Genomic DNA, 23961 nt, shown 5'->3' with positions numbered 1-23961 from the left:
CTGTCGTGAAACCCCTGATTCTCCTGGTGCACGGGGCCAACCACGACGGTTGGTGCTGGAGTCCGGTCCTGGAACGGCTGGACCGGATCGGGGTCCCGGGCCGGGCGATCGACCTGCCGCTCACCTCCTTCGAAGAGGACACCGCCGCGGTGCGAGCGGCGGTCCGCGAAGCCGCGGGGGCACGGCCCGTCGTGCTGGTCGCGCACAGCTACGGCGGCCTGCCGGTGACCGCCGGCGGGCACGGGGCGGACCGTCTGGTCTTCGTCGCGGCGCGGATGCCGCTGCCCGGGGAGTCGCCCGCGGCGCGCACGCCCCGATGGGGCCATCCCGAGTTCCGGGCGGCCTGGGACACGGACGACGACGGCGCCGTCGTCCTGCGTGCGGAGGCCCGCGAGGTGCTCTACTCGCACTCGCCGTCCGACCTGGCCGAGGCGGCGGTGCGGCGCTGGCGGCCGATGCGGAGCCGGGTGCCGCGGACGCCGATCGCCGACCCCGCGTGGACGACCGTGCCCACCGCCTACGTGGTCTGTGCGAAGGACCGCACGGTACGGGTCGAGGCCCAGCGCGCATGCGCGGCGCACGCGACCGAGAGCGTCGAGATCGACTGCGATCATTCCCCCTTCTTCTCGGCCCCGGACCGGTTGACGGCGATTCTCGCCGAGCAGGCGACACGTGCCTTACCTGCCCTGCCGGGCTATTGACAGCAGGAAGAGCCGCACGCCATCGTCGATCCGTGCCCGCCTGGCGGACAGGTGTCCGAAGATTTCTCCGGTTCGGTCGTCGGTTCGGTCGTCCGCCGCCCCGGAAGCGGGAGATCGCGAAGGAGAGAGTCAAGGATGACGCAGTCACTGCCGACGCGGCTTCACCACAACGCCTACGTCACGCGCGACCAGGAGGCGACACGGGCGTTCTACGAGGACGTCATCGGTCTGCCGCTGCTCGCGACCTGGAAGGAGTCCGACGAGCTCTTCGGGGCCGTGCGGACCTACTGCCACACCTTCTACGGCCTCGGAGACGGCAGCGCGCTCGCCTTCTTCCAGTTCGCCGACCCCGCCGACCAGGAGGAGTTCGGCCCGCGGATGCCGCACTCGCCGTTCCAGCACATCGCCCTCAAGGTCACCGAGGAGGTCCAGAAGGACCTCGCCCGGCGACTCGAGGACGCCGGCTGGAAGCCCGACGAGACCTACGTCCTGGAGCACGGGTACTGCCGTTCGCTCTACACCAGCGACCCGAACGGCCTGCTGCTCGAGTTCACCCTGGACGCCCCCGGCATCGAGGAGTCCGACGCGGAGCGGCGACGCACCGCCCACGCCGAACTCAAGGCCTGGCTCGAAGGCGACCACGTCAGCAACAACACCTACCGCTGAGCCGCCTTCCCGATGAGCTCGCGGATCCGTGCCTGGGTGGCGGTAGTCAGTTCCGTCAGGGCGTAGGTGGTGGGCCACAGGTCACCTTCGTCGAGCTGCGCCTGGTCGCTGAAGCCGAGCGTGGCGTACCGGGTCTTGAACTTCTGCGCGCTCTGGAAGAAGCAGACGACCTTGCCGTCCCTGGCGTAGGCGGGCATCCCGTACCAGAGCTTGGGCGAGAGGTCCGGGGCGGCCGACCTGACGATCTCGTGGAGCCGCTCGGCGAGGACGCGGTCCGCGTCCGCCATCCCGGCGATCTTCGCGAGCACGTCGGCCTCCGCGTCGGCCTTGGCCGTGCGCGGGCTGCGGCGCGCGGCCGTCTTCAGCTCCTGGGCGTGCTCCTTCATCGCGTCGCGTTCCTCGGCCGTGAACCCGTCGAACTTCTGGTCGGGCGCGGTGGTGCTCCGGGCGGACTTGCGCGTGTTCGTCATGGCGGATTCCCTCTCCTGTGAAGTGTGGTCAGGTGTGGTCAGGTGTGGTCGGGTCTGTTCAGGTGTGAAGTGGATCGGGCCTGGTGACATGCGGTCAGGCGAGCCAGCGGCCGTCGCGCATCAGCTCGCGGCCCGGCAGCTCGTCCGCCTCGCGCCAGCTCTGGACGCGGCGCGGGGTGATACGGAACCAGCGGTACGGAGTCGGCAGCGGGCGCGGGTCGAAGCCGGTGCGGGCGGCGAACCGGTCACCCAGCCGCTCGGGCAGCGCGTCGATGTCGAGGACCTCGACCTCGCCCTCGATCATCGACACGTCGCGGGTGGGGCCCAGGCCCAGCCGAGCGGTCCGGGTGGCGGTCAGGTTCCGGCCGGTCGGGCTGTCGGCCGGGGTGGCCACCAGCAACGTCTCGCCGTCCCAGTCGAACGACAACGGCACCAGATACGGCATCCCGTCCGCCGAGGCGCTGGCCACCCAGACGTCGACGTCATGGGTGAGCCGGTGCTCGGTGTCCCGGCGACGCTGCGCGCGGGGCCGCCGCCGAGGGGACGAACCGGTCATGGTCACTCCTGTGCTCGTGGGTCCCTATCGACCCGGTGGCTGTCTCGTGCCGGGCTCGATCTCCGTGGTCACAGGCTCTCCCGGCCGGGGTACGGTCCGACTCCGTGCCGGCCACGGAAAGCACCACGGATAATGACTCGGTGTCCAGTCCAGTGGTCCCAGGGGTCCCGGCCGTCTCGAGCCGGGAAGCCGAAGTGCTCGCGCTGCTCGGGGAGCACCTCAGCAACGCGGAGATCTCCGCGCGGCTGTTCATCTCCGTGCGCACCGTCGAGTCGCATGTCTCCGCACTGCTGCGCAAGTTGGAGGCGCCGGACCGGCGGGCGCTCTCCCGGCGCGCGGCCGAATCCGCCCGCGCCGATCGGCCGCGCCCGGCGTCCGTCCTCCCGGCGCCCCTGACCGCGTTCGTCGGCCGGGTACGGGAGCGCGCGGAGCTGGCCGAGGCGCTCAAGACGCGCCGTCAGGTGACCGCCGTCGGTCCGGGCGGGGTGGGCAAGACCCGGCTCGCCCTGGCGGTGGCGGCGGAGGCGGCCGACGACTTCGCCGACGGCGTGTGGTTCGTCGACCTGGCCCCCGTCACCGATCCCGGGCGGGTGGGCGCGGCGGTCGCGGCGGCCGTGGGCGTCGGCGAGCAGCCCGGGCGCGGCATCGACGAGGCGGTGCTCGCCGTACTGGCGGACCGTGAGGCGCTGCTGGTGCTGGACAACTGCGAGCAGATACGTGACGGGGTGGCGCCGTTCCTGGAACGGCTGCTGGCAGCCGGCCCGCGGCTGCGCGTGCTGGCGACCAGCCGGGCCCGGATGCTGGTGCCGTTCGAGTGGGTCTTCCCGGTTCCGCCGCTGTCCTGGGCCGACGGCGACGAGTCCGAGGCCGTGACCCTGTTCATGGAACGGGCGGCGGCGGCCGGCCCGCCGCCGGATCCGGCGCTGCGCGGCCGGATCGCGGCCGTCTGCGAACGCCTCGACGGCATGGCGCTGGCCATCGAACTGGCGGCGGCACGCTGGCCCACGCTCGGACTGGACGGTCTCACGGCCGGCCTCTCCGACCAGCTGCGGATCCTCGCCGGCGGGCCCCGCGCGGACGACAGACACCGGTCGGTGCGGGTCGCGCTCGACTGGAGCCATGATCTCCTTCAGCCATCGGACCGGGCGCTGCTGCGCCGGATCTCGGTGTTCGTCATGCCGTTCACCGCCGACGCGGCCGCCGCGGTGGCCGGGTTCGCCCCGCTGGAGCCGGCCGCGGTCGCCGACGGGCTCGGCAGACTCGCCGAGCAGAGCCTGCTCACGGCGACACCGTCCGCCACCGGCACCCGGTACCAGGCGCTGGAGACCATCCGCCAGTACGGGGCGCAGCGACTGGACGCCGCGGGTGAGCCGACGGACGTCCGCTCCCGTCATGCGAGGTGGTGCCTGACGGGCGCGACCGCCCTCACGGGAGATCGGGGCGCGGACTGGCGCCCACGGTTCGACGCGCTGGCGGAGGATCTCCGGGCCGCCCTCGCCTGGGTCGCCGACCGTCCCGAGCAGCGCGCGGACGCCCACCGGCTCGCCCTTGCCATGGCTGAGCTGACCTTCACCCGCAACCTGCTCGGCGAGGCCCAGCAGCGGTTCGAGCAGGCGGCCGCGCTCGCCGACGACGCAGCCGGCGCCGCGGCGCTGCGGGAGGCCGCCGGGGTGGCCGGTTGCCGCAGGCTCGGCGACGACATGTTCCGACTGCACCGGGCCGCCGCGGAGGCCGCCCGCCGGGCCGGTGACATCGCGGGCGCCGGCCGCGACCTGGCGGCCGCCGCGACCGTCGCGTACCGCTTCTCCAGCGAGTTCAAGCTGATCCCCACGGCTGAGGAGGCGACCGCTGTGCTCACGGCAGCGCGAGAGCTGTCCGGCGGCGACGAGGACGACGGCGACGGCCATGGCGATGGCGATGGCGACGGCGATCCGGCTGCCGCGGCGGCCGTCGCGCTGGCCGAGGCGGCGGTGGTCGCGGACGCGTTCGGCGCGGTCCAGGGAGCCGCGGACAACACCGCGCACGAGACGGTCGAGTACGCCGAACGGGCCGTCGCACTCGCCCGGCGGGCGGGCGACCCGGTGGCCGAGTCCGCCGCCCTCGACGCGCTCTCCGGCGCCCGGACCTGGGCCGGTGACTCCTTCGGCGCGGCCGCCGCCGCCCGACGGCGGATCGACCTCCTGGCCTCGGCGCCGCGCACCCCCGCCAGTACGCACGAGCGGATGGACGCCCTCGCCATGGCCGCCGGCACCGCACTGGGCGTCGGTCGACTGCCGCAGGCCCGCCGGTGGGGCCGGGAGCTCGCCGACCAACCGCTGTTCGCCGAGGTCGGCCATCACGCCACGTCGTGGCTCCTGGTCGCGGACGCGTTCGCGGGCCACGGCGACGAAGTGCGCGCGGGCAGCGGGAGATTCCTCGACGCGTGGACGCGGAGCGGTCGGCAGCGGTCGTTCTCGCTCGGCCCGGCCGCCGCGTCGGTCGCGATGATCCACGGCCTGCGCGGCGACCACGAAGCCCGGGCCGCCTGGCTCGACGTCGTCGACCGGGCGGGCACCGCGTCGGAGCACCGCCACGGCTACGGCGCGGTCTTCGACGCCATGGTCCTGCTCCATCACGGGGACCCGGACGCGGCCCTGGAACGCGTCGCACCCGAGCCGGACCAGGTGTGGAAGTGGGTCTCCTGGATCTGGCTGCACTGGTACGTGGCGCTCCGGGCGGAGGCCTCGGTGCTCGCCGGGCACCCGGACGCCCGCGACCGGGTCGACGCCGCCCGGAGCCTGGTCGCCGGGAACCCGGTCGCCACCGCCCAACTGGACCGGGCCCAGGCGCTGTCGGACGACGATCCGGCGGGGCAGCTCGCCGCCGCCGCGGCCTTCGAAGCGGCGGGCTGCCCCTACCAGTCGGCGCGCACGCTGCTGCTCGCCGGGGACGGCCACACCGCCGCCGGCACGAAGGCACTCGCCGCCCTCGGCCTGCTCGGGGCGGGCTGAACGCTCGTCGACGCCCCGGGTGCGGACGGCCCCCGACGGGTCAGGAGAGCCAGTCGGTGTAGCGGGTGGGGGCGAGGTGGGCGTCCTTGTCGGTGAGGACGTCACCCTTGATGACGGCGAACATGCCGGCGGCGGGGTCGGTGACGACGGTACGCTCGTCGCCCTTGTGGGACAGGGTGATCCGGCCCAGCTCGTCCAGGGCGAAGACCTCGGGGCCGGCGATGTTGCGAATGCCGTTCAGCGGGGCGCCCGCGGCGACCTCCGCCACCGCGGCGGCCACGTCCTTGGCGGCGATCGGCTGGATCGGAGTGGCGGGCAGCCGGACGGTGTCGCCGTCGGCGGTCCAGGTCATGACGGCGTCCATGAACTCCATGAACTGCGTCGCCCGGACGATCGAGTAGGGGATCGGCCCGGCCGCGAGGAGCTCCTCCTGGAGGACCTTGGCCCGGTAGTAGTCCATCTCCGGCACCTGGTCCGCGCCGACGATCGAGAGGACGACGAAGTGGCCGACGCCGCCCTTCTGCGCCGCGGCCAGCAGATTGTCCATCGAGGTTCGGAAGAAGGCCAGGGAGGCTTCGTCGAAGGTCGGGGAATTCGTCAGGTTGACGACGACATCGGCGCCCGCCACCGCCTCGTCCAGCCCCTGGCCGCTGAGGATGTCGACTCCGGTGGACTTCGCGTGCGGTACCGCCTGGTGCCCGGCGGCGTTGAGATTTCCGACGACCTGGGACCCGATCAGCCCGGTACCACCGATGACCGCAAACTTCATGACATGCCTTTCATTTGCGCTTTGCCTGTGATGCTGTATATGAACCACCATGTGGGCGCAGATCGGATCGCGCCACATGGGGCCCCGGGGCCGGCCGGAGACGGGCCGGGTCAGACGCGGTCGACGAACGTGACCGTCTCGTCGAGCGGCGCGCGGCCCGTGCGCGGGTGGGTCACCGTGACGTCCTCGAACCCGATGGACATGCCGCAGAAGAGAATGAGCTCCGGTGGGGGCGACAGGGTCTCCGCGACGCTCTTGTGGAACTTCGCCCAGGCCATCTGCGTGCAGCTGTGCAGCCCTTCGGCGCGGAGCAGCAGCATGACGGTCTGCAAATACATGCCGACGTCGGCCCACTGGGCCGGGCCCATGTCGCGGTCGATGTAGCAGAAGAGGGCGGCGGGCGCGCCGAAGCACTGCCAGTTCGCGGAAGCGGCTCTCTGGCGCGCCTCCAGGTCCCCGCGCGCAATCCCGAGTGAGCCGTAGCGCTCCTCGCCGAAGGCGGACCGGCGCTCGTGGTACGGGGACTTCAGCACGGGCGGGTACTGCTGGTACTCCGGTTCGTCCCAGGCGTCGCCCGAGGCCAAGCGTTCGTCGGCGCGCTTCTTGAGCTCGGTCAGCGGCTCGCCGGTCAGCAGGTAGGCGTGCCAGGGCTGGATGTTCGATGCGGACGGCGTCCAGGTCGCGGTGGACAGCACGCGCTCCAGCACCTCTCTCGGAACGTGTCGGTCGGTGAATCCGCGCACTGCCCGTCGGCTCGTGACCGCCTCACAGACGTCCAAGGTCGTCTGCCTCCCTGCCTGTTCGATGTGCTGGCTTCATTACACTCGCAACGGTATCATTCGATACTGTCTTGTTCGCAACCATCAATGGATGCGAACACCCCATCCCCAGCCCCTGGTTGACGCCTCGGGCGCAGTCGTCTGGAGAATGTCCATGGCCGTGCTTCTGCACATCGATTCGTCCGTGTTTCCCGGTGAGGCGTCTTCGTCCCGTTCGGTCACGGAGGCCTTCCGCAAGGTGTGGGAGGAGCAGCACCCGGACGGTGCGGTGATCTACCGCGACCTCGCCGCCGACTCGGTCCCGCACATCAGCGCCGCCGCCCACACCGCGGGCTTCGCCGACCCCGCCGCGCACACTCCGGAGCAGTCGGCCGCGTTCGCCGCCCGCGTGCGGCTCGTCGAGGAACTGGAGCAGGCGGACGCCGTCCTGATCGGCGCCCCGATGTACAACTTCACGATCCCGTCGACCCTCAAGGCCTGGCTGGACAACGTGATCCTGCTCGGCCGCACCTCGGGCGAGAACCCGTCCGCGAAGGGCACCCCGGTCACCGTCGTCGCCAGCCGCGGCGGCTCCTACGCGCCGGGCACGCCGCGCGCGGGCTACGAGTACGTACAGAACTACCTGGAGGCCGTCCTGCACGGCTCGCTCGGCCTGGACGTCCACTTCGTCGTCCCGGAACTCACGATGGCCCCCCGCAACGCGGCCATGTCCGAACTGGTCTCGCTCTACGAGGCCTCCCGCAAGCGGGCCTTCGAGGACGCGACCGCCAAGGCCAAGGAACTCGCGGAGCGCCTCGCCGCGTAACCCCCGGACCGTGGACGCCGTGTGACGCCCTGTCATCTCCGGGCGTCACACGGCGTTCTCGTTGCAGCGGACCGGCGGGCGTCGTGCGGGCGTGCCTACGCCTCGTCGCCCGCGGGATGGGCGAACCGGGTCAGCAGCTCCGTCAGCCGCTCGGGCTCGCCGGGCCCCAGGTCGGCGACCAGACGCCCGGTCAGCGGGGCCGCCGCCACATGAGCCGCGTCGAACAGCTCGATGCCCTGAGGCGTGATCTCCACGGCCCGCACCCGCCGGTCCCCCGGAACGGCCTTGCGCACGGCTAGCCCCTTGCGCTCCAGGTCGTCGACGACCCGCATGATGCCCGCCTTGTCCGAGCCGGTCTCCGTCGCCAGGTCCCGCTGGACCGTGGGCCCGCGGTCGACCAGCACGAGCAGCACGGCGAAGTGCCGCAACTCGATGCCGAGCGGTCGCAGCGCCTCCGTCATGACCGCGGCCGCCCGCCAGTGCGCCCGGCGCAGCAGCAACCCGAGCGCGAAGGGTGATTCATCCCCGGGGCGGTCGGTCGCACGCCCGGCGCTGGATCGGTGAGGAAGATCGGCGGTCATGAGGTCACAGTACAGCCGTCCATTCACTCGATACGGTATCGATTGAAACGAAATGAGCTGGACGCGGTGGACGCGGTGGACGCGGCGGCGAGCGGCTATCGATCGCCGCGCAGATAGCGCGTGACCATGTCCACCAGTTCGGTCTCGAACGTCTCGACCGGGATGGTCCGCGGGTCGGCCATGAGCTTGTGCGTGTTGATCTCCACTGTGAACACGATCAGCTCGGCGGCGATGTCGAGATTCCGCACGTGGACATCCGGGTGCCGGGCGAGGAGGTCGCGCACCTGACCGACGCGCGCCTTGCCGTGCCGGTCGATCGTGTCGAGCAGTTCCTGCGAGAGCGGCGCCTCCTCCATCATGATCCGCAACAGCTGCGGATCGTCGCGGTGGTTGTCGATCGCGTCGCGGACCACCGCCCGCACCGTCGCCTCCAGGGTCCCGGCGGACAGGTCGAGCTGGTCGGCCTGCGTCCACGCGCCCCGGTCGATGTGCCGTACCAGCAGCTCGGCGAGGACGGCGTCCTTGTTCGGGAAGTACTGGTACAGCGAGCCGATGGAGATCCGGGCGCGTTCGGCGATGCGATTGGTGGTGCCGGCGGCGTAGCCGTACTCGGCGAAAACGTGAGCAGCGGCGGTGAGGATGCGCTCGCGGGTGAGCTCGGCACGCACCTGGCGAGGCTTGCGACGTGGCTGAAGACGGCGATCGGCGGACGGCATCCGAGGTCCTTATCGAGGCGTGAAAAGCGAGTAGTCAAAGAGCTGAGCTATTGCTCACAATACTGGCATGACCTGCGAAGACAAGCCCCAGAACGAGGCGCCGGACCGGTTTGCGGCCCTGCGTCGGCTGACGACGGCGGACGAGGTCGAGACGATCGTCGGCCGTCCGATGCCGGTGGTCGTGCTCAAGCAGATCAGCGCCCTCGACGAGGGCTGCCGGACCGTCCTCGCCCGGTGTCCGATCGCGGCCTTCGGCTACCGGGACGCCCAGGGCGTCGGCCGGACGACCTTCATCGGCGGCGCGCCGGGGTTCGCACGCGTCCACACGCCCACGCGGATCTCGTTCTCCGCCTCGCTGCCCGAGTCCGGCGTCCCGCACGGTCCGGTCTCGTTCTTCTTCCTCCTGCCGGGCGTCGGGGAGATTCTGCGCGTCAACGGTTCGGTGGCATCGCATCAGGGCGCGGAGACGACCGTCGACATCGAGCAGGCGTATGTGCACTGCGCGCAGGCCGTCCTGCGGTCCCGCCTGTGGCAGCCGCCCGCACCGGCCGAGCCGGCCGCCGACATCGCGGGGGACGGGCCCCTGTGCCGCCCCGGCGTCGCCGGGTTCCTGGCCGCGGCGCCGTTCCTCGCACTGTCCACCTGGGACTCCTCGGGCGGGAGCGACACGAGTCCGCGCGGGGACCGGCAGGCGGTGGCGCGGATCCTGGACGGCCGCACGCTCGTCGTCCCGGACCGGAAGGGAAACAGACGCGCCGACACCCTCCACAACCTGTTGGAGGACGAGCGGCTCTCGTTCGCCGCGCTCGTCCCGGGGCGCAGCGGGGTGCTGCACGTCCGCGGCCGCGGCACGATCACCGACGATCCCGCGCTGCTGGCGACGATGGCGCTGCGCGGGATGCCCCCGCACCTGGCGCTGCTCGTCGACGTCGAGCACGCCGAGGTGACCGGCAACGACGCCGTGGCGCGCTCGCGGCTGTGGGCCCCCGGCGCGCACCTCGACCGGGGCACCGTGCCGGACCTGATGGCGCTGGCGGGAGAACACCTCGCCGCCGGCTCGGCCGCCGCCGACGACGGTCCACCCGCGTTCCTGCTGAAGGCCGTCGGGGCGATCCCGGGGATGCCCCGGTTGCTGCGGCTGGTGATGAACCGCGCCTACCGCTCCGGGCTGCGGAAGGAGGGCTACGAGGACGTCGAGCCCGGCGCGGACGGGCGGCGCCGAGGCTTCCCGCGCCGACGCCCCGCCGACGGCACCGGCACGGAGAACTCACCGCGAGCGAACTCCCCGCGGGAGAAGCCTCTGCGGGAGAAGCCCCTGCGGGAGGTGCGCATCGCCGAGGTGCGCAGGGAGACACCGAGCACGGTCACCCTCGTCCTGGAGGACGCCGGCGAGCACCCGGGATCGTTCGACTTCCGTCCCGGCCAGTTCTTCACGCTCGTCTCCGACATCGACGGCCGCCCGGTGCGAAGGGCCTACTCGGCCTCGTCGGCGCCCGGGTCGCCCCGGCTGGAGATCACCGTCAAGCACGTCGAGGGCGGCCGGTTCTCCACCCATGTGCACCACGGTCTCCGCGCCGGGGACCGGCTGGCCGTGCGCGGCCCGTCGGGCTCCTTCCATGCCGAGCCGCAGCCCCCGGACGACGTCGTGCTCATCGCGGCGGGCAGCGGTGTGACCCCGATGATGAGCATGATCCGCACGCGGCTCGCCGCCCGCCCCGGCCGCGGCCGGATCGCGCTGCTCTACAGCAGCCGCAGCGCGGACGAGATCATCTTCGCCGACGAACTGACCCGGCTGGCGAAGGACGAACCCGATCGGCTGGCGGTCACCCACGTCCTGACCCGCCGGGACGGGCGGCTCGACGCGGACGGCGTGCGCCGTTGGGTCACCGGCCTGTCCCCGGCCCGGGACGCCCACTACTACGTCTGCGGACCCGAAGCGCTGGCGGACGCCGTCCAGGCCGTCCTGACCGGGCTCGGAGTCCCGGACGCGCGGGTGCACCACGAGCGCTACACCGGCGGAGCGGCTACCGGGACCGCGGCGACGGCGCCGCAGGAGATGACCGTCGAGGAGGACGGGCGCCCCGTCGGCACGGCGGTGGTCGAGCCCGGCCAGACGCTGCTCGACGCGGGACTCGCCGCGGGGCTGCCGATGCCGTATTCCTGCACGGTCGGCACCTGCGGCGAGTGCATGGTGCGGCTGCGCAGCGGAGAGGTCACGCAGAACGGATCGAACTGCCTCACGCCGGGACAGCAGGCCGACGGCTATGTGCTGACCTGCGTGGGCTGCCCACTGTCGAAGGTCACCCTGGACATCGCGGACCCGTGATCGTCGGCCGCGGAGCCGCGGAGCCGCGGAGCTGTGGTGTCTGCCGGCTGTCGGGTGTCGTCGGCGGCTGTCGGTCCGATGTCGGCGGCTTGTCGGCGGGCTCCGGCACGTTGTGGGGACGACCTGCCGAGTGCCCGTCCGGCAGGCGTGCGACACGCAAGGAATCACCATGACCACTGATGTCACGATCATCGGCGCCGGACTCGGGGGACTGACCCTCGCCCGTGTCCTGCACGTCCACGGAATCCCCGCCACCGTCTACGAGGCGGAGCCCTCGCCGACGGCGCGTTCGCAGGGCGGGATGCTCGACATCCACGACTACAACGGCCAACCGGCTCTCGAAGCGGCAGGGCTCATCGACGAGTTCCGCGACCTCGTCCTGGAGGGCCGCGAGGCGACCCGCTTCCTCGACCCGGACGGGACCGTCCTGCTCGACCAGCCCGACGACGGCACAGGCGGACGCCCCGAGGTGCAGCGCGGCGAGCTGCGACAGATGCTGCTCGACTCGCTCCCGGCCGGCGCCGTCCGCTGGGGCCACAAGGTCAGCGGTGTCCGTGCGCTCGGCGAGGGCCGCCACGAGGTGACGTTCGCCGAGGGCGGCACCGTCGTCACGGACCTGCTCGTCGGCGCGGACGGCGCGTGGTCGAGGGTCCGGCCACTGCTCTCCGCCGCCACACCCGAGTACACCGGGATCTCGTCCGTCGAGACCTATCTGCTCGACGGCGACACCCGGCATCCCGCCTCCGTGAAGACGGTCGGCGGCGGCTCGCTGTTCGCGCTCGTGCCGGGAAAGGGGATCGTGTGTCACCGGGAGAGCGGCGGCACCCTCCACACCTACGTGATGCTGTCCAAGCCGCAGGACTGGTTCGCCGGCGTCGACTTCACCGATGCCGCCGCGGCCGCCGCGCGGATCGCGCAGGAGTTCGACGGCTGGGCGCCTGAGCTCACCGCGCTGATCACCGACGGCGACACCGCACCTGTCCTGCGTCCTCTCAACCGCCTGCCGATCGGGCACCGGTGGGACCGGTCGCCGGGCGTGACCCTGCTCGGCGACGCCGCCCACCTGGCACCGCCGGACGGCGAAGGCGCCAACCTGGCCATGTACGACGGCGCCGAACTCGGCAAGGCCCTCGCCGCGCATCCCGACGACGTCGAGGCCGCCCTCACCGAGTACGAGAACGCCATGTTCCCCCGCAGTGCCGAGGCCGCCGTCGAAGGCGCCGAGCTCTACCGGCTCATGTACGGCGACGACTCACCCCACGGCCTGTTCGCCGTCTTCGCCGGGCACGAGCAGGCTTCCGGCCAGGGGAACTCTCCTGCATGACGTGCTCGCCCGGGTAGCCCGGCAGGTAGCATCGCGGCGTGAACACCTACTGGCACGTCGTTCTGCCGCCGCTCTGCGCCTGACCGGGCGCCGACGCTGACGGATCCATCCCCGGCCCCGACCGACCCCCCAGGGCGGTCAGGGGCTGTCGTCGCGCGCGCCCGTTTCGGATCGATTCCCTGACGCAGACGCATTCGACGACGGAAGATCACGACTGTGCCGAACCGCACCACCCCGCTGACTCCCACGCGCCCGGCCACCCCCGGCCCGCGCCCTTCTCGCACCTCCCGACTCCTCGGCGGTCCCACGCCCATCCTCGCCTCGGCCGTGCTGTGGGGGACGACCGGGACCGCCGGCTCGCTGGCGCCGGCCGGGGCCCCGGCGGCGGCCATCGGCTGCGCCGGCCTCGCCCTCGGCGGCATCCTGCTGTTCCTCACCGCCCGCGACGCGCGCTCGCTGCCCGCCGCCTGCACACGCCCCGAGCGATGGCTGCTCGTCCTCGGCGCGTTGGCGGTGGCCGGCTATCCGGTCACGTTCTACCCGGCGGTGGCCCGCACGGGTGTGGCGGTGGCCACCGTGATCGCGCTGGGCAGCGCGCCGGTCTTCGCCGGACTGCTGTCCTGGATCACCGGACAGGCCAGGCCGACCGCACGTTGGACCACGGCCACGGCGGCCGCCGTGCTGGGCTGCACCCTTCTCGTCCTGGGCCCCCAGCTCAGCGGGCGCGCCGCGCCGATCGACCCGGCAGGCGTGGCGCTCGCCGCCTGCGCCGGACTGTCGTACGCCGCCTACTCGCTGATCGGCGGCCGGCTCATCACCGGCGGGCACCCTTCCGGCCCGGTGATGGGCGTGCTGTTCGGCGCGGCCGGGCTGCTCGTCCTGCCGCTCGTCCTGTTCGTCGACATGCACTGGCTCACCACCACGCGCGGGGCCGCGGTGGCCGTGTATCTCGCCCTGTTCACCGTCTACCTGGCCTACCGTCTCTTCGGGTACGGGCTGCGCCGCACCCCGGCGTCGACGGCCACCTCGCTGACCCTGGCCGAACCCGCCGTCGCGGCGGTCCTGGGCGTCACGGTCCTCGACGAGCGCTTGCCGGGGGCTTCCTGGTGCGGGCTGGCCGTCCTCGCCCTGGGCCTGGTCCTGTTGACCGTCCCCGTCGGTGCAGACAGCCGGAAGCGGTAGCCGCCGGGCACTCTTCAGGTGTCCACGGGGACCGTCTTGACCTGAAGTGCGATTGAGCTTCTAGCGTTTCCGTCGGTTGATCATCTGACGACGGGAGAACGCGCTCGTGATCCTCGTGACCGGAGCCACCGGGAACATCGGAAGTGCACTGCTGAAGGAACTGCACGCACATGATGGTGCCGCGCCGCTGAGAGGGTTCACCCGGGACGCGGCGCGGGCCGCGTTCCCCGAAGGGGTCGAAGCAGCCGAAGGCGACTTCGCGGAGCCGGAGTCGCTGACGCCCGCGCTGCACGGGGTGCGCTCGCTGTTCCTCGTGTCGCGTCTGGGCCCGGATGCCGACATCATCGAGGCTGCTCGGCGGGCGGGTGTGGAGCACGTGGTGCTGGTGTCGTCCATCACCGCCCATACCCATCCGCACCTCGGCCCCGCAGCCGAGAACCTGGCCGTCGAGCGGCTGCTCAAGGACAGCGGCATGGCCTGGACGATCCTGCGGCCGACGCAGTTCGCCTCGAACGCCCTGATGTGGGCGGCGTCGATCCGCGACCACGGGACGGTCCGCGCACCGTACGCGGACGTCGGACTGCCCACCATCCACCCCGCGGACATCGCGTCGGTGGCCCGGGTGACGCTGACCGAGTCTCGTCATCAGGGGCGCACGTACGCCCTGACCGGTCCGGAGCCGGTGACACCCCGGCAGCAGGTCGCGGCCATCGCGGCAGCACTCGGGCGGGAGGTTCCGTTCGCCGAGATCGGCCGACAGGAGGCCCACGCCCGGATGGCCGCGGTCTTCGGCGCCGAGGCCGCGGACGCGGTGCTCGACGTCATGGGCGGAGACGTCAACGACGAACTGCTGACGGTGCGCGACACGGTCACGCGGATATCCGGCGCGCCGGCCAGGCCGTTCCGCCAGTGGGCCGCGGAGAACGTCGGCGCCTTCCACTGACCTGCGGCGCGGCTCGTCCGCCGGTCAGGGTGTGGGCGGGAAGCCGCGTTCATGGTGATGAACATTGCTCACATGGGTGTACATCGTCGACTTCCCTGTGTAACGCTCGGTCAACTCCTTTCTCCTGCTGCTCAGTTGGAGGCGTAGGCATGAGTGTTTCCCGACGTGCTGTGCTGGCCACCGCGGCCGGCGCCGCAGCTGTCGCAGGCGGCTCCTCGACGCCGGCGGTGGGCGCGACCGGCGACCGCATTCCCGCCCCCACCCTGCGGACGCTCCGCGCGGCGGCGGACTACGCCGTCGAGAAGGTCGCCGCCGTCGCGCCCGGCGTGAGCGCGTTCCCGGTCGGCACCAAGTTCGAGAAGTGGGTCTACTCGCAGAACGGCGACTGGGTCGGCGGGTTCTGGCCGGGGACGCTGTGGATGGCGTGGCTCCACACCGAGGACGAGGCGTTTCGCACCTGGGCACTGGCGTCGGCGGAGAAGCTGGCCCCGCGTCGGTACGACACCGGCACACACGACCTCGGCTTCCTCTTCTACCCGTCATGGGTCACCGCCTGGCGACTGACCGGCGACGACGTGTGGCGGGCGGGCGCGGTACGGGCCGCCGACTCCCTGATCCAGCGCTACAACCCGCGCGGACGCTTCATCCGGGCGTGGGGCGCACTGACCGATCCGCGCAACGCGGGCCGGGTCATCATCGACACCATGATGAATCTCGATCTGCTCGCGTTCGCGAGCGGGCAGACCGGCGACGCGAAGTACCTGGACATCGCCGTGGAACACACGAAGACCGCACAGCGTGTGTTCCCGCGCCCGGACGGATCGACCCCGCACGTCTTCGACTTCGACCCGGACACCGGCGCGCCCCTCGGCCCGAACACTGTGCAGGGCTACAGCCCGACGTCGTGCTGGTCGCGTGGGCAGGCGTGGGGAATCTACGGGTTCACGACGATGTACCGGCGGACCGGGAACGCGGAGTTCCTGGCCACCGCACGCGGCCTCGCGGACTTCGCGGTGCGATCCCTGACTCCGGACCATGTTCCGGTGTGGGACTACCGGGCGCCGCAACAGCCCCATGACATCAAGGACGCGTCGGCCGGCGCGATCATGGCGTGCGGTCTGCTCGACCTGGCCGAGGCCACCGGCAGGCGCTCGTATCGCGAGGTGGCGCTACGACTGCTCACCGCGCTGGCGCAGACCTGCCTGACGACGAACTCCGCCCGCGCGGACGCGGTCGTGGCCCGCTGCACTCGCAACCGGCCCAACGAGGACGGGATCGAGATCTCCCTTCCCTACGCCGACTACTACCTGCTCGAGGGCATCCTGCGCGTGCTCCGACCGCAGGCCGTCGACCGGGCGATCGACCTGTCCACGGTCTGACAGCCAGCGTCGTCGGACGGCCGGCCCCTGTTGTGACCTCTCCCGGGAGGGGAGGGGAGGGGAGGGGCCGGGCGGTCCTACGGCCGCAAGGCCGAGAAAATCAGGTCCCGGGCGTCGGACCAGCGCTGCACGAGGTCAGCGCGACGGCTCAGCCGCGCGGAGATGTGCTGGGTGCCGAAGAACGCGGAGACCAGCGTGTGGGCCGCAGCGGAGGGCGAGACCCCCTCGCGCAGTTCCCCGGCCTCCGCCGCCTCCACCAGCAGCTCCGTCAGCAGGCTGATCCAGCCGACGTACGGCTGCGGCAACAGGCCCTCCGGCAGGGGCTGCTCCATCTGCAGCCGCGCCCCGCCCTGTACGACCACGTCGTCCTGGAAGGCCTCCGCGGTCTGGTCGAGCAGTTCCCCCACGGTGTCCAACGGGCCGAGCCCCTTGGCCTGGACGGCTTCGAGGAGCGCGGGCCAGCGGTTGTAGTGCGCCTCGACGACCGCGATCGTGAGCGCTTCCTTGGTGGGGTAGTGGAAGTAGACCGCCCCCTTGGTCATCCCCACGTGGTCGGCGACGTCCTTGACGGACGTCTTGCCGTACCCGCGCTCGTCGAAGAGCTGCGCGGCAGCGTCCAGGATCTGCTTGCGGGTGTGCGCGGCCCGTTCCTGCTGCAACTCCGGGCTGCGGCCGTGAAGGGCGATGCTCCCCGCGCTGCGCTCGGGTGCCGGGAACGTGGCCCGGCTCTTCTTCAGTTCCATGATGTCTCCGCTCGCGGTTCGTCTCCAGCCCCCCGTTGCAATATACCTTCCCGCAGGTATATTTTTCACCGAACAGCCGGTGGCCGACCACCCTGCAAGGTCACTGCTTTTGCGGTATAGCCGCTTCCGGAGGGGGACAATCATGTATGACACCGACATAGCGCCCGGCGACACGACCGCCAGGCACTGTGCCGATGCACATGTTCCGCGCGCTCTGGTACACAAGGCCGCGGACGGGGAAGTCCTGTTATCGGCCGTTCGTCCGCTGGGCGGGGATCGCTTCGCGGTCCTCGCGCGCTGGCCGCACGACCATCTCCTGCACCACCGCGCCGCCGACGGGACCCGGGACTCCCTGGTCGTCGTCGAGACGATGCGTCAGGCGGGGATCTACCTCTCGCACCGCTTCCACGGTGTCCCGGCGGACCACATGTTCGTCCTGCACGGCTTCGACTTCCACCTCGACGCCCCGCTGCGCGACAGCGGCGACGGGGCCGACGTCTCCTTCCACGTCACCTTGCGCCGCGTGCCCGGCAGCCCGCGACGCTTCCGTCTGACGTCCGAGGCGGACCTCCTGATCGACGGCCGCACGGTGGGCCGGGCGAGCATGCGCTGGGACGCGCTCCCGCCCGCGCACTACGCCCTCGTGCGCAGCCGCAGCGCCGCCGCGGCGGCCCCCTTCGACTTCACCGACCTCACCGTAGAGGCACGGACCCTCTCGCCGGCCGCCGTCGGCCGCGACCGCGACGACGCCGTGCTGCTCGCGAGCCTGGGTGACGCGTCGGCCGGATGGCAGCTCAGACCGGACACCGGGCACCCCGCCCTCTTCGACCACGCCAGTGACCACATCCCGGGGATGGTGATCGTCGAGGGGTTCCGGCAGGCCGTCCGCGTCCGCGCCGCCCAGGACACCCCGGGCGCCTGGGCCGTCAACTCCCTGCAGGCGTCGTTCCTCTCGTTCGGCGAACTCGGGCAGCCCGTCATCATCACCGCCGAGCCCGAGGGTGCCGGGGCCTACCTGCTCGCGGCCCGCCAGGGCACCCGCACCCTGGTCACCGCGCTGGCCGCCCGCGCCACCGCCTCCCCGCTCGGCGGCCTCCTCGCCGGGGCCGGTGCTGCCGCGTGCTGAGTGACCTGGGCAAGACGCTGGACAGCGCCCGCGAGGACCGCATCGTCCTGGACGAGACGTGCCGGCTCACCGACCGGCTGGCCGACTCCCTGGTCGAGAACGGATTCGCCCGGCACTTCGTGCCCGAGCGCTGGAACGGCGGCGCCGGCACCTTCACCGCACTCCTGGACGCGGTCTCCGAGCTGGCCGAGACCTGCGCGTCCACCGCCTGGTGCGCCGCGCTGTACGCGGCACACGGCAGGCTCGCCGGCTATCTCCCCGAGGCCGGACAGCGCGAGATCTGGGGCGAGGGTCCCGACGTGCGGGTGGCCGCGTCCGTCGTGCCGCCGCAGGGCAGCGCCGTCCGCGTGGACGGCGGCTGGCGGCTGACCGGCAGGTGGGCCACGGCCAGCGGTGTCGACCAGGCGGAGTGGATGCTGCTCGCCTCCTGGGTCGCGCAGCACGGCGACCCTGCGGGCGAGACGCGGGAACACCGGATCTTCGCCGTGCGGCGCTCGGAGATGGAGGTGCTGCACACCTGGCGCCCCGTGGGACTGCGCGGCACCGGCAGCAACACCGTGGAGGGCGACGTCCTGGTCCCCGACCACCTCACTTTCACGCTGAGCGACCTCGGGCGTGTCCAGCCGCACGCCGCCCGCTGCCACACCGTGCCGTTCTCCCTGGTGGCCGCCCTCATCTTCGCGGCGCCGGTGCTCGGAGTCGCCGAGGGAGCGCTGCGCACCTGGTGGGAGACGCAGACCCGGCGAGCGCGCCCCGGCGGCGGCACCGCCGTCCAGCCGCTGGTGCTGGCCAGGGCGTCGGCTCACATCCAGGCCGCGCGACTGCTCCTCGAGCGGGTCGCGCAGCGCGCCGACCACGCGCCCGTGACGCCCGTTCTCGTCGCCGAGAACCAGCGGGACGTCACCGTGGCCGTGGAGCTGTGCGGCACGGCCGTCGACGAGCTCTTCCATACGGCGGGGCTGCGCGCACTGGAGGAGGACGACGCACTCCAGCGCCGCTGGCGCGACATCACCGCGGCACGCACCCACGGCACCCTCAACTTCAGTTCGGCGGCGACCAGTTACGCCAACGCTCTGCTGGCGGCACGAGCGGGGGAGGAGGCCCGATGACCCGGCGCATCGCCTTCTTCGACATGGACGAGACCCTGCTTGCGGGCAAGAGCCTGCTCGAGTTCTGGCATGCGTATGCCGCGCGGCTCGTGGGGGAGGGGCGGACGCCGGGCGTCCTGCGCACCGCCGGCGCCGACCGGGAGACGCTGAACCGCGCCTACTTCGCGCATTTCGCCGGAGCGCGCCGCTCGTCGTTCGACGAGGCGGCCCGCCAGTGGTACGCCCGGTTCAGGAGCGGTCCGCACGCCTATCTGACCGAGACCCTGGATGCCCTGCGCCGCCACCAGGGTGAGGGTGACGAGGTCGTCCTGGTGACCGGCTCGGGGGTGGCTCTGGCCCGGCCGGTCGCCGAGGACCTCGGCGTGCGCCACGTGCTGGCCACCGAGCAACTCGCCGACGCCGCCGGGGTGCTGACCGGTGAGGTCCGCCGGCCGATGATCGGAGCGGCCAAGCAGGACGCCGCGGCTGCCCTCGTCCGCCGGCTCGGCGTCCGTGCGCGGGACTGCTGGGCCTACGGCGACCATGAAAGCGATCTGCCGGTGCTGTCCCTGGTGGGCCATCCCGTGGTGGTCGGCGACGACCCGGTCCTCGCTGCCCGGGGCATGGCGCAGGGCTGGCGCTTCGTCGGCACCCGGACGGGTCCGCGCTTCGAACGGAGTGCGCTGCTGCACGTGAGCTGAGTCGTTCCCTCCCCGGTTGGCCGAGGGCCGCCCGGGGCGGGACATATGAGCAAAACATACCTTCGGGAGGGTTTTTTGTTGGCCAGGAGCAGAGACCACGACCCGCCATCGGCATCCCCGGACCCAGTACATCCGTTGTAGGAAGGCAGCAGACGGACATGAGCGCACCGAGCATCGGGCCGCAGGCCCTGAGACTCTTCCAGTACGCCTCGGCCCGCAGCGACTGGACCGTCCGCAGCGCCTGCGAGCAACTCGACACCACCGTCGACGAGATCGAGCACGCCCGCCGCCAACTGATCGGCCTGGGCCTGCTCGTCGAATCGTCCGACGGCGAACCGACCGCCAAGGCCACCGCTCCCGAGGCCGCGCTGCTGCGGCTGCTCACCGCCGAGGAGGAGGCCACCGCCCGCCTGGCCGACCAGATCCGCCGCACCCGCGAGCAGATCCACGCGATGCGCGACGTGTTCCTGCCGCTGCACATCGCCCGCAGCGGCACGCTCAGCGACGAAGTGATCACCGGCGCCGACCGGATCGCACGAGTGCTCGGCGACACCGCCGACATCGCGACCTCGGAGATCCTGAGCATGCACCCCGGTCCCGTCCGGCCGTCGGAGGTGCTCGCCGAGGGGCTGCGGCGCGACATGCAGGTCCTGGAACGCGGTGTGACCATGCGCAGCATCCATCTGCGGCCGATGACCCGCATCGTCCACTCGATGAACCATCTGCAGGAACTGAGCTCCGCGGGCGCCCAGGTCCGGATCGCCAACATCGTGCCGTTCCGTTTCATCCTGGTCGACCGGGTGCAGGCCCTGGTACCCGCGCTCCACACCAACACCGGCAACGCCATGATGGTGCTGCGCGGCGAGGCCGTCACCGCCCTGCTGGTCAAGGTCTTCGAGATGTGCTGGGCCTCCTCGGTGCCTCTGGAGGACACCGGCGCCGGCGAGGAATCCGGGCTCACCTCCCAGCAGCTGTGCGTGCTGAGGCTGATGTCCACCGGACGCAAGGATGAATCCATCGCCCGTGAACTCGGCGTCTCCGTACGGACGTTGCGTCGAGTGATGGCCGACCTGATGGCCCAGCTCGGCGTGGAGAGCCGCTTCCAGGCAGGGGTCACGGCCGCGCGGACGGGACTTCTCGACTAGGGCCTGTCCGGCCGATCACGGCCCCAGACGCGGGGTCCGGCACGCCCACCTGCCGTGTTGTCGTCGGTTGCCGACTTCCCCTGCTCTGGGCTGCGCTCGAGCGGGGGGACCCCCATCACCCCGCTCACCGGCACCGATCAGGCGACCTCCACTCGGCCCGCGCCGCTCACTCCTGTGCTGCACCGCGCCGCGCCGCGCTGCTCCGCACCCTGCCCGGGCCGCCCTGTCCGCTACCGGCCACGCCGCAGGGTGCCGCGCCTGCTGTCTGGCGGCCCACCGCTGCCGCTCACACGATGGGGTTCCGGCTGAACGCCCGCGAGTCAGGAGCCCTCGTGTTCGACCCCGCACTCCTCCGATCCCTTACGGGCACCCCGATGCAGGTCCGGTGTGCCGTCCTGCCCGCCAGGCTGTCTCCCGCGGGTGCCGAACCGGGCGCGGGCGGGTGGGCCGTACTGCGGGCGACCGTGCGCAACGCGGGCAGCACCGGACAGGGCGAGGCGGCCCTCCAGCCCGCGCTGGAGGCACACGGACCGGACGTCCTGCGCGACCAGTTCGCCAACGTCAGGGACGGCCTGGAGCGGATGATCAGCCCCGTCCAACTGCCCGGGCTGCTGTCGCCGGGCCCCTTGCGCAGCGCCCTCGACTCCGCCCTGTGGGATCTGCTCGCCAAGCGCAGCGGACAGCGCGCGTGGGAGCTGCTGGGCATGCCGCCGCCACGACCGGTGCCCGCCGTGCGCACGGTTTCCCCGGTGGCGACCGAGCTGCTGGAGCAGGAGCTGAAGGACGGTGAGGACTTCGTCTCCCTCAAGCTCAAGCTCGGCGCGGGCGACCTCGCCGACGACCTCGCCCGGCTGACGGCCGTACGCCGGCTGCGGCCCGACGCCTGGCTGATGGTCGACGCCGACGGGGCCTGGGACGCCGGCCGGCTCCACGTGATGCTGCCGATCCTCCAGGCCCACGGCGTACGCATGCTCGAACAGCCGCTGCCGCAGGCCCGGTCCGCGGCTCTCGCCGCACTGCCCCGCCCCTTCCCGATCATCGCCGACCTGACCTACGAGCAGAGCACCGACCTGGGGCGCCTCGGGGACCGCTACGACGGCATCAACCTCTCACTCGACGCCGTGGGCGGCCTGACGGCGGCCCTGGGCATCATGGAACAGGCCGGTCAGCGGGGCCTTGCGGTGCTGCTCGACTCGCCCCCGGCGACCGCTCTGTCCTGCGCGCCCGCGCTGCACGCGGCACCGGGCGCCGACCACGTCACCCTGCCGCGGTGGCTGGATGCCTCCGGAGCGGGTGCTCCGACACTGCAAGGGGAGGGCGGGATACTGGTCCCGCCCTCCCCTGCGCTGTGGGGATAGACCCTCACCCGCGGGCCGCTCCTCAACCCCAGATCAGATCGTCGTCGCTGAGGCAACGGATGGCAAAGGCAGTCGGTTCGGCCATGGAATTACGCATCGGGGATGCCCCTTCGTTCGAGAAGTCCGGACGCGTTGCAGCGCCTTCGACAAAACTTTCGCATTCCACCTCCACCCCCCGGCAAGCGGTGGAGCTGACCCAGAAGTGACGTGGCCCGAACCGGCCACGGGCCACCGTTCCGGTGATTCCCGGCGGCCTGCACGACTCATACGGGTCATGGCCTCCAGAGGCCAGCGCAACCGGCCCTCAACGGCGCCGACTCCGCCTAGCCTCACCGGTGTTGCGCTGCGCGAGCAGCATCGGGCGAGGAAGAGGACACGATGTCAGTGAAAAGGGAATCACGCCGGGTGTCTATTTTCGACACCACCCTCCGCGACGGTGAGCAGGCACCCGGAAACGCGATGACCCCACTCCAGAAACTCGAAATAGCGCTGCGCATAGAAGCGCTCGGTGTGGATTACATCGAATCCGGGTTCCCCGCCTCCTCGCCCAGCGAGTTCCAGGCCACCCGGCTCATTTCCCGGAACCTGACCTCCGCGCGTTTCACCACGTTCTGCCGGGCCGTACGGTCCGACGTGGACACGGCCGTCGAGGCGGGCGGCACCGAGCGCCACCAGGTGCAGGTCATGGCCACCGGCAGCGACCTGCACCTCGCCCACAAACGGGGCATCAGCCGCGACCAGGCCGTCCACGAGGTCGCCGACACCGTCGCCCACGCCTACGCCCTCGGTGTCGAGGAGGTGTCCGTCGGCATCGAGGACGCCAGCCGCGGCGAACTGGACCTGCTGCGCGCCATCGCCCTGGGCGCCGTCGAGGCGGGGGCCGTGTGCTTCGCCGTCGCCGACACCTCCGGATGCCACCTCCCCCAGGAGTACGGGGCGCTGATCACCGAGTTCCGCTCCTGGCTCCCTGACGGGGTTCGTGTCGCCACCCACTGCCACGACGACTTCGGGCTCTCCCTCGCCAACGCCGTCGCGGGCCTGGCTGCCGGCGCCGACGAGGTGCAGGTCACGCTCGGCGGCGTCGGTGAACGCGCGGGCAACACCCCGCTTGAGGAAGTGGCCGCGCTGCTGACCTACAAGGGCGTTCTGCTCGGCCTGCACACCGACATCGACGTGGCCGGGATGTACGAGGCCTACACCGCGCTGCGCGCGGCGATCGGACTGGAGGAACCCCGCAACAAGGCGATCTTCGGCACCTACGCCTTCGGCACGGCGGCCGGCATCCACCAGCAGGGCATGCTGCGCAACCCGGCGACGTACGAATACGTGGAGCCCGCCCGCTTCGGCCGTGAGCGTTCCCTGCTGATCGGACGGCACTCGGGTCGGGCCGTGCTGCGGCACATCCTCGACGAGCTGGGGATCGCCGTGAGCGAGGAGGACCTGGCGGGGCTCTACCGGACGCACATCGCCGAGCGCACCGGCGGCGACTGCGAGGACATCTCCGTCGTCAAGGCCCGCCTGGCCCGCGAACTGACGGCACGGCAGCCCGCCGCCGCCTGAGCGAGGCCCGGACCGGGGCCGGCCGAACGCCGGCCCCGGTCCGCTTGTCCGTG

Annotated in this window: 22 protein-coding genes; 15 read left to right on the top strand and 7 right to left on the bottom strand. The window is 71.9% G+C overall.

Annotation, left to right across the window (positions count from 1 at the left end):
• Positions 1–5: 5 nt before the first annotated feature.
• Both ACWD4O_RS29125 and ACWD4O_RS29120 read left to right on the top strand, forming a co-directional pair.
• On the top strand, positions 6–701 hold the full coding sequence (locus tag ACWD4O_RS29125; RefSeq protein WP_451284303.1) for an alpha/beta fold hydrolase: 696 nt from the start codon (positions 6–8) through the stop codon (positions 699–701).
• A gap of 135 nt (positions 702–836) precedes the next feature.
• On the top strand, positions 837–1367 hold the full coding sequence (locus ACWD4O_RS29120; RefSeq protein WP_451284301.1) for a VOC family protein: 531 nt from the start codon (positions 837–839) through the stop codon (positions 1365–1367).
• Here ACWD4O_RS29120 and ACWD4O_RS29115 read toward each other — a convergent pair.
• Positions 1358–1837, bottom strand: coding sequence for an iron chaperone (locus ACWD4O_RS29115; RefSeq protein ID WP_451284299.1), 480 nt, complete (start codon positions 1835–1837; stop codon positions 1358–1360). The two genes, ACWD4O_RS29120 and ACWD4O_RS29115, sit on opposite strands and share 10 nt — an antisense overlap.
• Before the next feature lie 94 nt (positions 1838–1931).
• The gene (locus ACWD4O_RS29110) at positions 1932–2393 is read right to left on the bottom strand and encodes a pyridoxamine 5'-phosphate oxidase family protein (protein ID WP_451284297.1); all 462 of its coding nucleotides are present in this window, start codon (positions 2391–2393) and stop codon (positions 1932–1934) included.
• 140 nt (positions 2394–2533) lie between these two features.
• Between ACWD4O_RS29110 and ACWD4O_RS29105 the strand changes: the two genes are divergently transcribed.
• Positions 2534–5383 (top strand): ATP-binding protein, encoded by a 2850-nt coding sequence (locus ACWD4O_RS29105; RefSeq protein ID WP_451284295.1) that lies wholly within the window; start codon positions 2534–2536, stop codon positions 5381–5383.
• A 40-nt stretch (positions 5384–5423) separates the two neighbouring features.
• On the opposite strand, the gene ACWD4O_RS29100 is transcribed toward ACWD4O_RS29105, so the two are convergent.
• A complete protein-coding gene (locus ACWD4O_RS29100) occupies positions 5424–6152 on the bottom strand; it encodes an SDR family oxidoreductase (protein WP_451284293.1) in 729 nt (242 codons plus the stop codon).
• 110 nt (positions 6153–6262) lie between these two features.
• On the bottom strand, positions 6263–6931 hold the full coding sequence (locus tag ACWD4O_RS29095) for a nitroreductase (protein WP_451284291.1): 669 nt from the start codon (positions 6929–6931) through the stop codon (positions 6263–6265).
• Between the two features lie 154 nt (positions 6932–7085).
• On the opposite strand from ACWD4O_RS29095, the gene ACWD4O_RS29090 reads away from it, so the two are divergent.
• The gene (locus tag ACWD4O_RS29090) at positions 7086–7736 is read left to right on the top strand and encodes an FMN-dependent NADH-azoreductase (RefSeq protein ID WP_451284289.1); all 651 of its coding nucleotides are present in this window, start codon (positions 7086–7088) and stop codon (positions 7734–7736) included.
• A gap of 95 nt (positions 7737–7831) precedes the next feature.
• On the opposite strand, the gene ACWD4O_RS29085 is transcribed toward ACWD4O_RS29090, so the two are convergent.
• Both ACWD4O_RS29085 and ACWD4O_RS29080 read right to left on the bottom strand, forming a co-directional pair.
• Positions 7832–8317, bottom strand: a complete 486-nt coding sequence (locus ACWD4O_RS29085; protein WP_451284287.1) for a MarR family winged helix-turn-helix transcriptional regulator — start codon at positions 8315–8317, stop codon at positions 7832–7834.
• A 95-nt stretch (positions 8318–8412) separates the two neighbouring features.
• Positions 8413–9033 carry a TetR/AcrR family transcriptional regulator gene (locus tag ACWD4O_RS29080; RefSeq protein WP_451284285.1) on the bottom strand — a complete coding sequence of 207 codons (621 nt, stop codon included), beginning with the start codon at positions 9031–9033 and terminating at the stop codon, positions 8413–8415.
• A gap of 67 nt (positions 9034–9100) precedes the next feature.
• On the opposite strand from ACWD4O_RS29080, the gene ACWD4O_RS29075 reads away from it, so the two are divergent.
• From ACWD4O_RS29075 to ACWD4O_RS29055, 5 genes are all read left to right on the top strand, one after another.
• Positions 9101–11359, top strand: coding sequence for a 2Fe-2S iron-sulfur cluster-binding protein (locus ACWD4O_RS29075; RefSeq protein WP_451284283.1), 2259 nt, complete (start codon positions 9101–9103; stop codon positions 11357–11359).
• 169 nt (positions 11360–11528) lie between these two features.
• A complete protein-coding gene (locus ACWD4O_RS29070; RefSeq protein WP_451284281.1) occupies positions 11529–12683 on the top strand; it encodes an FAD-dependent oxidoreductase in 1155 nt (384 codons plus the stop codon).
• Between the two features lie 216 nt (positions 12684–12899).
• A complete protein-coding gene (locus ACWD4O_RS29065) occupies positions 12900–13865 on the top strand; it encodes a DMT family transporter (protein WP_451284279.1) in 966 nt (321 codons plus the stop codon).
• A gap of 106 nt (positions 13866–13971) precedes the next feature.
• A complete protein-coding gene (locus tag ACWD4O_RS29060) occupies positions 13972–14808 on the top strand; it encodes an NAD(P)H-binding protein (RefSeq protein ID WP_451284277.1) in 837 nt (278 codons plus the stop codon).
• Between the two features lie 149 nt (positions 14809–14957).
• The gene (locus tag ACWD4O_RS29055; protein WP_451284275.1) at positions 14958–16187 is read left to right on the top strand and encodes a glycoside hydrolase family 88 protein; all 1230 of its coding nucleotides are present in this window, start codon (positions 14958–14960) and stop codon (positions 16185–16187) included.
• 77 nt (positions 16188–16264) lie between these two features.
• Here ACWD4O_RS29055 and ACWD4O_RS29050 read toward each other — a convergent pair whose 3' ends face one another.
• Positions 16265–16930 (bottom strand): ScbR family autoregulator-binding transcription factor, encoded by a 666-nt coding sequence (locus ACWD4O_RS29050; RefSeq protein WP_451284273.1) that lies wholly within the window; start codon positions 16928–16930, stop codon positions 16265–16267.
• Positions 16931–17072: 142 nt separating this feature from the next.
• On the opposite strand from ACWD4O_RS29050, the gene ACWD4O_RS29045 reads away from it, so the two are divergent.
• The 6 genes from ACWD4O_RS29045 to ACWD4O_RS29020 all read left to right on the top strand — a co-directional run bounded on the left by ACWD4O_RS29045 (position 17073) and on the right by ACWD4O_RS29020 (position 23908).
• Positions 17073–18056: a ScbA/BarX family gamma-butyrolactone biosynthesis protein gene (locus tag ACWD4O_RS29045; protein ID WP_451284271.1), complete on the top strand. Its 984-nt coding sequence runs from the start codon at positions 17073–17075 to the stop codon at positions 18054–18056.
• Positions 18050–19165, top strand: coding sequence for an acyl-CoA dehydrogenase family protein (locus tag ACWD4O_RS29040; RefSeq protein ID WP_451284269.1), 1116 nt, complete (start codon positions 18050–18052; stop codon positions 19163–19165). The genes ACWD4O_RS29045 and ACWD4O_RS29040 overlap by 7 nt, the downstream gene beginning before the upstream one ends.
• Positions 19162–19845, top strand: coding sequence for an HAD family hydrolase (locus ACWD4O_RS29035; protein ID WP_451284268.1), 684 nt, complete (start codon positions 19162–19164; stop codon positions 19843–19845). The genes ACWD4O_RS29040 and ACWD4O_RS29035 overlap by 4 nt, the downstream gene beginning before the upstream one ends.
• 158 nt (positions 19846–20003) lie before the next feature.
• Positions 20004–20990, top strand: a complete 987-nt coding sequence (locus ACWD4O_RS29030; protein ID WP_451284266.1) for a helix-turn-helix transcriptional regulator — start codon at positions 20004–20006, stop codon at positions 20988–20990.
• A 332-nt stretch (positions 20991–21322) separates the two neighbouring features.
• Positions 21323–22348, top strand: a complete 1026-nt coding sequence (locus tag ACWD4O_RS29025) for an enolase C-terminal domain-like protein (protein ID WP_451284264.1) — start codon at positions 21323–21325, stop codon at positions 22346–22348.
• A 405-nt stretch (positions 22349–22753) separates the two neighbouring features.
• Positions 22754–23908, top strand: a complete 1155-nt coding sequence (locus ACWD4O_RS29020) for a LeuA family protein (protein ID WP_451284263.1) — start codon at positions 22754–22756, stop codon at positions 23906–23908.
• Positions 23909–23961 lie beyond the last annotated feature (53 nt).

This window comes from Streptomyces sp. NPDC002623 (assembly GCF_053592635.1).
Note: the sequence above shows the minus strand (reverse complement) of the source record. Positions and strands in the feature narration are given on the sequence as shown.